This is a genomic window from Micromonospora phytophila, from assembly GCF_023656545.1.
In the GTDB taxonomy this organism is placed as follows: domain Bacteria; phylum Actinomycetota; class Actinomycetes; order Mycobacteriales; family Micromonosporaceae; genus Micromonospora; species Micromonospora phytophila.
The window spans coordinates 1-10,133 of the sequence record NZ_JAMOKF010000204.1 but is presented as its reverse complement, the minus strand read 5'-3'; the positions used below and the strand labels follow the sequence as shown (position 1 = coordinate 10,133).

Sequence of the window (10,133 nt, the reverse complement as noted above, 5' to 3'; positions counted from 1 at the left end):
GGCTGCCGCCGGCCCGGGGCCCGCGCCCGACCGGGGCGCGACACGTCCGCGTCCGGCCGCGCCCGCACGGCGGGCGCCGCCGGTCGTCACCGTCCGCCGGCGTCGGTACGCCCGGGCGGCGCTACCCGCTGAACGACCGTTCGGGGTAAGTTTCTGGCACCAGTTTCCTCGGCACACGGACCCGTGTGCCGTTGTCCCGCAGGGAGGTCAGCGCGATGAGCGGTGGTGACAAGCTCGACTTCGAGATCCGTCCGAATCCCGCGCCGGTATCCGCCGCCGACCGGGCCGCCCTGCTGGCCAACCCGGGCTTCGGGCGGGTCTTCACCGACCACATGGTGACCATCCGCTACGCCGACGGCAAGGGCTGGTACGACGCCCGGGTCGAGGCGCGCGCGCCGATCCCAATGGACCCGGCCGCCGCGGTGCTGCACTACGCGCAGGAGATCTTCGAAGGGCTCAAGGCGTACCGGACCGCCGACGGTGGGGTCACCATGTTCCGGCCGGAGGCCAACGCCGCCCGGTTCGCCGCCTCCGCCCAGCGGATGGCGATGCCGCCGCTGCCGCCGCAGGTGTTCGTCGACGCGCTGCACCGGCTCATCGAGATCGACCGGGAATGGATCCCCGAGGGCGAGGACGGCAGCCTCTACCTGCGTCCGTTCATGTTCGCCAGCGAGGTCTTCCTCGGCGTCCGGCCGGCCAACGAGTACCTCTTCGTGGTGATCGCCTCGCCCGTCGGGGCGTACTTCTCCGGCGGGGTCAAGCCGGTGACGGTCTGGGTCTCCCCGGACTACACCCGGGCCGCGCCCGGTGGCACCGGAGCGGCGAAGTGCGGCGGCAACTACGCCGCGTCGCTGGTGGCGCAGGCCGAGGCGATCGAGCACGGCTGCGACCAGGTGGTCTTCCTGGACGCCGTCGAGCGCCGCTTCGTCGACGAGCTGGGCGGCATGAACGTGTTCTTCGTCTACGACGACGACACCGTGGTCACCCCGCCGCTGACCGGCACCATCCTGCCCGGCATCACCCGGGAGTCGGTGCTCACCCTCGCCGCCGGCGCCGGGCACCGGATCGAGGAGCGGCCGGTGACCTTCGCCGACTGGCAGGCGGACGCGGCGAGCGGCCGGCTCCGCGAGGTCTTCGCCTGCGGCACCGCCGCCGTGATCACGCCGATCGGCACGGTCCGCTTCCCCGACGGCGAGTTCCTGATCGGCGGCGGCGAACCCGGCCGGGTCACCATGGCCCTGCGCCAGCAGCTCGTCGACCTCCAGCGCGGCAAGACCCCCGACCCGCACGAGTGGGTCAACCGGGTCCTCTGACCCGCCCCACCGTCACCCGTCCCGCCCCCGCGCCGATCCTGGCGCGGGGGCGGCTGCCGGTCCGGGGTAGACGGCGCGGGTGGATCTCCGCGGCCACGGCCGGGTCCGCATCGGGCTGCGCGTCGGCGTCCTGCCGCCGCCGGCGACCCCGCCTCGGCGGCCTCGGGCCGTCGAGAGATGCGGCCTCGGGCCGTCGACCGGATGCGTGAGCGGGGGTCAGGTGAGTAGGTGTTCCTTCAGCGCGGCGAGTTGGGCGGGGGTGACCCCGGCGTGTCGGAGGTATCCCTCGACCGAGCCGTGGGCCTCGCGGAGTTCGGCGAGGAAGAGCGTCATCGCCTCGGCCGGGCAGGTCAGCGGCGGCAGCCCCGGGCGCATCTGCTGGCCGGTGGAGGCGAACCAGGCGAGGAACCGCGCGCCGGCCTCGGTGCTCAACGCGTAGTCGGCGGCGATGGCGTCGTCGGGGACGCCGAGCACCGCGAGGGTGAGCCCGCAGACGATGCCGGTGCGGTCCTTGCCGGCGACGCAGTGCACGACGACCGGGGCGTTGGCGGTGTCGGCGATCAGCCCGATCGCCTCGGCCAGCCCGGCGGTGCCGGTCTCGGCGAGGTCGGCGTACCGGTCGGCGAGGTAGCGGGCCAGGTCGCTGCCCGGCTGGTACGGCCGCTCGTCCCACTCGGCGTGCTCCGGGTGGATGTGCCGCCAGGTCAGGCCGTCGAAGTCGGGGACCCGGCCGTCGCGCTCCACCTCGTACGGGCGGCGCAGGTCGATGACGGTGCGTACGCCGAGGGCGGCGAACGCCTCCCGGTCGGCGTCGGCGATGCGGTGCAGCGAGTCGGAGCGGTAGAGCCGGCCCGGGCGTACGGTGCGCCCGTCGTGGCCGAGGTGGCCGCCGACGTCGCGGAAGTTGAACAGCGCGGAGAACGGGATCCTGCGGTTGACCTCGATGGCGTCCACCCTGACACGGTAACGGCCGGTGGGGCGATGCCCCACCGGCCGTCCTACAGGATCATCCCTTACCGGGCGGTACCCGGAGGCATCGACGAGTAGGTGTCGTCGTAGTAGCCACCGAGCTTGTCCCGGTAGGCCGGGTCCCTGTCGGCGGTCTCGTCGTACTCGGGCGCGGCCTTGATCTGGTCCTTGCTCCGGTCGACGTAGACCTTCCGCTCGTCGTGGTCGACGTGGTTGACGGTACCGGCAGGGATCATGACCTTCTTACCGAAGATCCACGGACCGGTGTCGACCACGAGGTAGCTGGAGTTCACCTCGTGGCTGGCCTGGTCCACCTTGCCGATGCTGCCGTCGCTCGCCTCCACCTTGTAGCCGACCAGGTCGACGCCGGTCACGCCGGCCTCGTCCCGGTAGCTCCACGGGTCGAAGCGCCCGGTGGGCGCTCCGCCCGGGAAGGCGCCCTGTCCACCGTGCACGAGCGGGTCCGGCGTCCCGTGGGTCGTTCTAGGGTCGAGCCGCTCCATGGCGTTCACTCCCTTTCTCGACTTTCTGGGGGATGTTGCCTGTCCTGACCCTGCTACCCGGTTGTGGAGGTCGATACACACCTCGCCGGCCGGATCCTCGCAGTTCAACTGAGTGGGCCCGGTGGGCCGGCGCCGTCGTGCGGCCCCCGGCCCACCGGGCGTACGCGTCAGGCGAGCGCGGCCTGGGCGTCGAGGGTGACCGCGGCGGCGTGCACGACGGCGGCGATGCGCAGCCCCTCGTGCACCTGCTCGCGGCTGAAGCCCGCGTTGCGCAGGGTCTTCTCGTGCGATTCCAGGCAGACCCCGCAGCCGGTGATCGCCGAGACGGCGAGGCACCAGAGCTCGAAGTCGGCCTTGTCGACGCCCGGCCGGGCGATGATCTGCATCCGCAGCCGGGCCGGGATCGACTGGTACTGCTCGTCGCCGATCAGGTGCTTGGCCCGGTAGTAGACGTTGTTCATCGCCATGATCGTGGCGGCGCCCTTGGCCGCCTCGACCGCCTCCGGCTTGAGGTGGCCGGCCGCCTCGGCGGCGATCTCCCGCAGCACCATCGGGTTGCGCGCGGCCACCGCGCAGGCCAGGGCGGTGCCCCAGGCCTGGACGGGGTTGAGCGTGCTGTTGGCGATGGTGGAGCCGAGGTTGAGCTTGATGTCCTTGGCGTACTCCGGCAGAGCCGCCTTGACCGCGTCAAGCCCCATGATCAGGCCCCGGCGCCGGCGAGGAGCGCGTTGGCGTCCAGGGTCTCGCCGCCCTTGTTCCAGTTGCACGGGCAGAGCTCGTCGGTCTGCAGGGCGTCGAGCACCCGCAGCACCTCGGAGACGTTCCGGCCGACCGAGCCGGCGGTCACCATGGCGAACTGGATCTCGTTGTCCGGGTCGACGATGAAGGTGGCCCGCTGGGCGACGCCGTCCTCGCCGAGCACGCCGCAGGCGGCGGTCAGCTCGCGCTTGATGTCGCTGAGCATCGGGAAGGGCAGCTCGCGCAGGTCGGGGTGGTCCTTGCGCCACGCGTAGTGGACGAACTCGTTGTCCACCGACACCCCGAGGACCTGGGCGTCCCGGTCGGCGAACTCCTCGTTGAGCCGGCCGAACTCGGCGATCTCGGTGGGACAGATGAAGGTGAAGTCCTTCGGCCAGAAGAAGACCACTCGCCACTTGCCCTCGTGGGACTTCTGGTTGATCGTCTCGAACGCCTTGTCGGCGTCCAGGGACACGCAGGCGGTGAGTTCGTACTCGGGGAAGCGGTCACCGACAGTGAGCACGGGTCCTCCTTGACAGCGGCACGAGGCCGGTAACTGGATCGGTTCCAGATACTTCCCCAGCGTCATTTCCACCTGGTGGCGGCCGGCTGACTTGTGAAGTCGATCACCAGCGGCGGGTTCCGCCCCGGACCGGGCCGCGAATGCGGTACCGCGACCCTCCGTCACCGTCCCGATATGTGGATTGTGCCTCCCAAAACCAGGCCCGGGTGGCAAAGTGGGGACCGTGAGCAGCACCGTCCTGATTATTCGCACCTAGCGCGCCGGCCTCCCCCTCCGCCGAGCGCGCAGACCTCCCGCATCCCGCGGGGGGTCTTTTTGTTGCTCCGGCGTCGGTGCCCACGAAAGAAGAGAGACTCCCATGACGTTCCAGGTCTACGACACGACCTTGCGCGACGGTGCCCAGCGCGAGGGGCTCAGCTACTCGGTGGTCGACAAGCTCGCGGTGGCCCGGCTGCTCGACGAGTTCGGGGTCGGCTTCATCGAGGGCGGCTGGCCGGGCGCGGTGCCGAAGGACACCGAGTTCTTCCGCCGGGCGCGGGCCGAACTCGACCTGAAGCACGCGCTTCTGGTCGCGTTTGGGGCCACCCGCCGGGCCGGCGTCGCGGTCGCCGACGACCCGCAGGTGCGCGGCCTGCTCGACGCGGAGACCCCGGCGGTCGCCCTGGTCGCCAAGGCCGACCTGCGGCACGTCGAACGCGCGCTGCGCACCACCGCCGGGGAGAACCTGGCGATGATCCACGACACGGTGGCCCACCTGGTCGCCCAGGGGCGGCGGGTCTTCGTCGACGGGGAGCACTTCTTCGACGGGTACCGGCAGGACCCGGCGTACACGGCCGCCGTGGTGGAGACCTCGCTCGCCGCGGGGGCCGAGCGGTTCGTGCTCTGCGACACCAACGGCGGGATGCTCCCGTCCCAGATCACCGCCGCCATCGTCGACCTGACCGACCGGCTCGGCGTCGACGCCGGCCTGCTCGGCATCCACTGCCAGAACGACACCGCCTGCGCGGTGGCCAACACCGTCGCGGCCGTCGAGGCGGGAGTGCGCCACTTCCAGGGCACCGCCAACGGCTACGGCGAGCGCCCCGGCAACGCCGACATCTTCGCGGTGGTCGCCAACCTCCAGCTCAAGCTCGGGCTGCCCGTGCTGCCCGAGGGCTGCCTGGAACAGATGGTGCGGGTCTCCCACGCCATCGCCGAGATCGCCAACATCGCCCCCGACACCCACCAGGCCTACGTCGGGGCCGCCGCCTTCGCCCACAAGGCGGGGCTGCACGCGAGCGCGATCAAGGTGGATCCGCTGCTCTACAACCACGTGGACCCACAGGTCGTGGGGAACGACATGCGGATCCTGGTCACCGAGATGGCCGGCCGGGCCAGCGTCGAGCTCAAGAGCCGCGAGCTCGGGCTGGACCTGGCCGGCCATCCGGAGACGCTGTCCCGGGTGACCCGGCGGGTCAAGGAGCTGGAGGCCAGCGGGTGGTCGTTCGAGGCCGCCGACGCCTCCTTCGAGCTGCTGGTCCGCTCCGAACTGCCGGACGCCGCGCCGGTGCGGCCGTTCGCCCTGGAGTCGTACCGGGTGCTGGTCGAGCACCGGGAGGACGGCGCGGTGGTCTCCGAGGCGACCGTCAAGATCCGGGTACGCGGCGAGCGGGTGATCGCCACCGCCGAGGGGAACGGCCCGGTCAACGCCCTGGACGAGGCGCTGCGCGTCGGGCTGTCCCGGCACTACCCCGAGCTGCGCGACTTCGAGCTCGCCGACTACAAGGTGCGGATCCTGGAGGGCAGCCACGGCACCGGCGCGGTGACCCGGGTGCTGCTGGAGACCGCCGACACGACCGGGCGGGACTGGACCACCGTCGGCGTCCACCCCAACGTGGTCGAGGCGTCCTGGCACGCCCTGGTCGACGCCCTCACCTACGGCCTCGACCGCGCCCGGGTCTGACCCCCAGCCGCAGCCCCGCGTCGATCATGGACTGTGGTGGGTGATCCGCCCCGTCATGCCCGTTGTACGGGGCGCCGCGACTGCATGATCGACGCGGTGGTCGGGGGTCAGGCGGCGGGGAGGCGGAGTTCGGCCAGGACGCCGCGGTGGTCGCTGCCGGGCAACGGGTGCACCCGGACTCCGCGCACGGCGATGCGGCGGTCCACCAGGACGTGGTCGATGGTGACGGGTGGGATCGGGTCGCCGTCGTAGGGGCCCCAGGTGCCGGCGAGACCCGCCCCGGCGGCGTCGGCCGCGTCGGTGTACCCGGTGCCCAGCAGGGCGCGTAGCGGGGCGTGGTCGAGGGTCGCGTTGAAGTCCCCGGCGAGGATCCGCAGCGGCCCGTCCGGGGTGGCCGGCGGCTGCGCGGCGAGGTCGGTGCGCCAGTGACCGACCTGGTCCACCGCGTACGGCGCCGCCGGGTGAACCGACTCGACCCGCACCGGCGGCGCTCCCGGGACCGTCACCGTGCCGTACGCCTGGTCGAAACCCCAGCCGCCGCGATTGCGCCGGACCCCGCCGTCGCCGACGGGGAAGCGGGCGTAGAGCCCGGAGCCGGGGGTGCCCTGCCGCGGGTCGAGGTGCCGGTGGGGGAGCAGCCGGTCCAGCCCGAGCCGGTCCAGCTCCGCCCCGGCCTGCGGGGTGAACTCCTGCACCGTGAGCACGTCGACCCGGTGCCGGCGGACCAGGTCGACCAGCGTCCGCGCGTCGGCGGCGCCGGCGAGCAGGTTGGCGGTCAGCAACCGCACGGTCGGGCCGGTGACCGCCGGCGGGGCGTAGGGCAGCGCGCGCGGCGCCACCACGGCGACCAGCGCCGTCGCGGTGACCGCCGCGACCACCGCCGGACCGCGGCGTCGCAGGGCGAGCGCGAGCAGTAGCGGCACCAGGCTGCCGGCGGCGACGTACGGGGTGAAGGCGAGCAGTTGGACCAGCGGGCCCCGCTCCAGGCCGGGCAGTCGGAGGGCCGCCCAGCCCACCGCGGGCACGACGGCCGCCCAGCAGAGTGCGCTGCGAAGCCGGCGCGCCCGGCCGTCCGCCGAGCGTTCACCGTTGTCAACGATCACGGCTGGAGGGTAGCCCTCCGGCCTCGTGTCGGGTGCCCCGAACGGGCCGGCGAGCACATTCATGAATGGCGTGACGTTCGCTATTCACAATTTGCCGGCACCGACGCGACGGGTCGATAAAGCGTGATCGACTATTGACGTCTGGCTTTTTCCGGTGCTACGTTCCACCTGGTTGAGACGTCGAAACTCTGAGTAGTAATCGCTGCTCAGGGCCGGTGCAAAACGTTGAGCTGTCAACATCGAAAGGTGCGGCCGGGAGCATTGGTTTCCGGCGGTTGTCGCTCATTGTCCCCGGCTCGAAAAATGAATGCGATCCGTCCCGCGCAGCCGCGGGCCGGTCGAATCCGCACGGTCAACAAAGGGAGACCCTCCATGACCACACTCTTCCGACGCAAGGCGGTGGCGGTGGCGTTCGCCGTCCTGGCGCTCACCCTGGCCGGCGGTGGCATCGCCGTGGCCCAGCCGGTGGCGAAGGTCCCGGCCGAGTTCGCCCAGCCGGCCGTCCGTCAGCCCGGCCCGGGCAACCAGCCGGAGGTGTCCTCCGCCGACGCCCGCAAGGCCCGGGCGGCCCTGCAGCAGAATGCGACGCTGGCGGTGCCGGCGCCCGGCACCATCTCGCGGGCCGTCGTCTCCAGCACCGGCGTGCTGTCGGCGGGTCGGTTCTCGGCCAACGTCGTCTCGGCGACCCGGTACGGCCCGGGTCAGTACCAGGTGCTGTTCAACTACGACGTGCGGCTGAAGACGTACGTGGCCACCATCGGCACCGTCGACCCGAACAACGTCCCGCCGGCCGGCGAGATCTCGGTCGCGCCCCGTTACCTGACGCCGAACGCGGTCTTCATCCAGACCTACAACTCGGCGGGGAACCCGGCCGACCGACCGTTCCACCTGATCGTCGCCAACTGACCCCACCCGCCCGACCGCGCTGGCCCCCATCCCGGTGGGGGCCGGTGCCGTTCCGCCTCGACTGCCCCGGTTCGGGCGGTCCGTCGACCGCCGCGAGGCTCGGGCGGGTCGTCCCGATCCGGGCCGGTAAGGGCCGCCCCGGCGCTGATAATCCGACGTTTGTCCTACCGCCGCCACGGGAAGCAAGCACCGTGACGGACATCTCGGACACCCTGGCCAGCGTGCCCAGCCCGGTCGATCCCGACGCGACCGGCGTCGAGCTGGAACAGACCCTCTTCGAGGTCAAACGCGTGATCGTCGGGCAGGATCGGCTCGTCGAGCGTCTGCTCACCGCTCTCGTCGCCGACGGGCACTGCCTGTTGGAGGGGGTGCCCGGCGTGGCCAAGACCCTCGCCGCGCAGACCCTCGCCACCGTGGTCGGCGGGACCTTCTCCCGCATCCAGTTCACCCCCGACCTCGTGCCGTCCGACATCGTCGGCACCCGAATCTACCGGGCGTCGAAGGAGACCTTCGACACCGAGCTGGGCCCGATCATGGCCAACCTGGTGCTGGCCGACGAGATCAACCGGGCCCCGGCCAAGGTGCAGTCCGCCCTGCTGGAGGCGATGGCGGAGCGGCAGGTCTCCATCGGCGGGCGCAGCTGGCCCGTCCCGGAACCCTTCCTGGTGCTGGCCACCCAGAACCCGATCGAGTCCGAGGGGGTCTACCAGCTGCCCGAGGCGCAGCGCGACCGGTTCCTGATGAAGATCCTGGTCGACTACCCGAGCGACGCCGACGAACTGGCCATCCTCTACCGGATGAGCGTCGACCGGCCCACCGCCCGTCGGGTGCTCGACCCGCAGCGCCTGCGCGACCTGCAGTCCCGCGCCGCCCACGTCTTCGTGCACCACGCCCTCGCCGAGTACGTCGTCCGGCTCATCCTCGCCACCCGCGACCCGGGCCGGTTCGGCCTGCCCGAGGTCGCCCCGCTGCTGGCGTACGGGGCGAGCCCCCGGGCCACCCTCGGCCTGGTCGCCGCCGCGCGGGCCCAGGCGCTGCTGCGCGGGCGGGAGTACGTCCTGCCCGAGGACATCCGCGAGCTGGCCGTGGACGTGCTCGCCCACCGGCTGGTGCTCTCCTTCGACGCGGTCGCCGACGGGGTGTCCGCCGAGTCGGTGGTCCGACGTCTGGTCGAGGCGGTGCCACCGCCCCGGATCGCCACCGGCCACCCGCAGCTCGCGGCCGACCTGGCGGCGGCATGAGGTGGCGTGGGGCCGCCCCGCCGGCGCCCGTGCCGACCGACCCGGGCCTGGCCGACCTGACCTGCGACCAGCGACTGCGCCGGCTGGAGCTGACCGTCACCCGCCGGCTGGACGGCCTGCTGCACGGGCAGTACCGCGGCCTGCTGCCGGGCCCCGGCAGCGAGCCCGCCGGCAGCCGGGAGTACCGCCCGGGTGAGGACGAGGTGCGCCGGATGGACTGGGCGGTGACCGCCCGGACCTCCGTGCCGCACGTCCGGGAGGTCGAGGCGGACCGGGAGCTGACCACCTGGCTGCTGGTCGACGCCAGCCCGAGCATGGAGTACGGCACCGCTGAGCTGGACAAACGCGAGCTGGCGGTGGCAGCCGTCGCGGCGGTCGGCTTCCTCACCGCCGGAGTCGGCAACCGGCTCGGCGCGCAGGTGCTCGGCCCGGACGGGTTGCGCCGGTTCCCGGCCCGCAGCGGGCGGATCCACCTGCTCGGGCTGCTCCGGGCACTGCTGGCCGCCCCGCGCACCGGCGGGTACGACGAGCGGAACCCGCCGCCGGCCGCGCCGGACCTGGCCGACGCGCTGGCCGCCGTGCACCGGGTGGCCGCGCGCCGCGGCCTGGTGGTGGTCGTCTCGGACTTCCTCGACGGCCTGCCCGACGATCCCCGGCACGCGCCGCCCTGGGAGGTGGCGCTGCGTCGGCTCGCCGCGCGCCACCAGGTGCTCGCGGTGGAGGTGACCGACCCGCGTGAACTGGAGCTGCCGGACGTCGGCCTGGTCACCCTGGCCGACCCGGAGACCGGCCGCCGGCGCGAGGTCTGGACCGGCGACCGCCGGCTGCGCGAGCGGTACGCGGCCGCCGCGGCCGCCCAACGCGACCAGGTACGCCAGGCGCTGCGCCGCAGCGG

10 protein-coding genes are annotated in these 10,133 nt (G+C 72.7%); 5 read left to right on the top strand and 5 right to left on the bottom strand.

From position 1 onward, the window contains the following. Positions 1–215 precede the first annotated feature (215 nt). The gene (locus NCC78_RS21320) at positions 216–1,313 is read left to right on the top strand and encodes a branched-chain amino acid aminotransferase (protein ID WP_250796534.1); all 1,098 of its coding nucleotides are present in this window, start codon (positions 216–218) and stop codon (positions 1,311–1,313) included. A 216-nt stretch (positions 1,314–1,529) separates the two neighbouring features. Here NCC78_RS21320 and NCC78_RS21315 read toward each other — a convergent pair whose 3' ends face one another. The 4 genes from NCC78_RS21315 to NCC78_RS21300 all read right to left on the bottom strand — a co-directional run bounded on the left by NCC78_RS21315 (position 1,530) and on the right by NCC78_RS21300 (position 4,046). Then, positions 1,530–2,267 carry a tyrosine-protein phosphatase gene (locus NCC78_RS21315; protein WP_250796533.1) on the bottom strand — a complete coding sequence of 246 codons (738 nt, stop codon included), beginning with the start codon at positions 2,265–2,267 and terminating at the stop codon, positions 1,530–1,532. A 59-nt stretch (positions 2,268–2,326) separates the two neighbouring features. Beyond that, positions 2,327–2,785, bottom strand: coding sequence for a PRC-barrel domain-containing protein (locus NCC78_RS21310; protein WP_250796532.1), 459 nt, complete (start codon positions 2,783–2,785; stop codon positions 2,327–2,329). 167 nt (positions 2,786–2,952) lie between these two features. Beyond that, the gene (ahpD, locus tag NCC78_RS21305; protein WP_250796531.1) at positions 2,953–3,483 is read right to left on the bottom strand and encodes an alkylhydroperoxidase, AhpD family; all 531 of its coding nucleotides are present in this window, start codon (positions 3,481–3,483) and stop codon (positions 2,953–2,955) included. A 2-nt stretch (positions 3,484–3,485) separates the two neighbouring features. Continuing rightward, a complete protein-coding gene (locus tag NCC78_RS21300; RefSeq protein ID WP_250796529.1) occupies positions 3,486–4,046 on the bottom strand; it encodes a peroxiredoxin in 561 nt (186 codons plus the stop codon). Between the two features lie 358 nt (positions 4,047–4,404). Between NCC78_RS21300 and cimA the strand changes: the two genes are divergently transcribed. Beyond that, positions 4,405–5,988, top strand: a complete 1,584-nt coding sequence (gene cimA, locus NCC78_RS21295) for a citramalate synthase (RefSeq protein ID WP_250796527.1) — start codon at positions 4,405–4,407, stop codon at positions 5,986–5,988. A 107-nt stretch (positions 5,989–6,095) separates the two neighbouring features. On the opposite strand, the gene NCC78_RS21290 is transcribed toward cimA, so the two are convergent. Next, the gene (locus NCC78_RS21290; protein ID WP_250796536.1) at positions 6,096–7,013 is read right to left on the bottom strand and encodes an endonuclease/exonuclease/phosphatase family protein; all 918 of its coding nucleotides are present in this window, start codon (positions 7,011–7,013) and stop codon (positions 6,096–6,098) included. A 450-nt stretch (positions 7,014–7,463) separates the two neighbouring features. On the opposite strand from NCC78_RS21290, the gene NCC78_RS21285 reads away from it, so the two are divergent. From NCC78_RS21285 to NCC78_RS21275, 3 genes are all read left to right on the top strand, one after another. Then, positions 7,464–7,997, top strand: a complete 534-nt coding sequence (locus tag NCC78_RS21285; RefSeq protein WP_250796525.1) for a hypothetical protein — start codon at positions 7,464–7,466, stop codon at positions 7,995–7,997. 191 nt (positions 7,998–8,188) lie between these two features. Then, positions 8,189–9,238, top strand: coding sequence for an AAA family ATPase (locus tag NCC78_RS21280; RefSeq protein ID WP_250796524.1), 1,050 nt, complete (start codon positions 8,189–8,191; stop codon positions 9,236–9,238). Between the two features lie 29 nt (positions 9,239–9,267). Beyond that, positions 9,268–10,133, top strand: an 866-nt coding sequence (locus tag NCC78_RS21275) for a DUF58 domain-containing protein (protein ID WP_250796535.1), incomplete at its 3' end; no start/stop codon positions are given.

Excerpts from the sequence above, each read along its gene's own strand:
- NCC78_RS21310 (WP_250796532.1), bottom strand. The coding sequence starts at position 2,785 with ATGGAGCGGCTCGACCCTAGAACGACCCACGGGACGCCGGACCCGCTC.
- NCC78_RS21320 (WP_250796534.1), top strand. The coding sequence starts at position 216 with ATGAGCGGTGGTGACAAGCTCGACTTCGAGATCCGTCCGAATCCCGCG.
- cimA (WP_250796527.1), top strand. The coding sequence starts at position 4,405 with ATGACGTTCCAGGTCTACGACACGACCTTGCGCGACGGTGCCCAGCGC.
- NCC78_RS21285 (WP_250796525.1), top strand. The coding sequence starts at position 7,464 with ATGACCACACTCTTCCGACGCAAGGCGGTGGCGGTGGCGTTCGCCGTC.
- ahpD (WP_250796531.1), bottom strand. The coding sequence starts at position 3,483 with ATGGGGCTTGACGCGGTCAAGGCGGCTCTGCCGGAGTACGCCAAGGAC.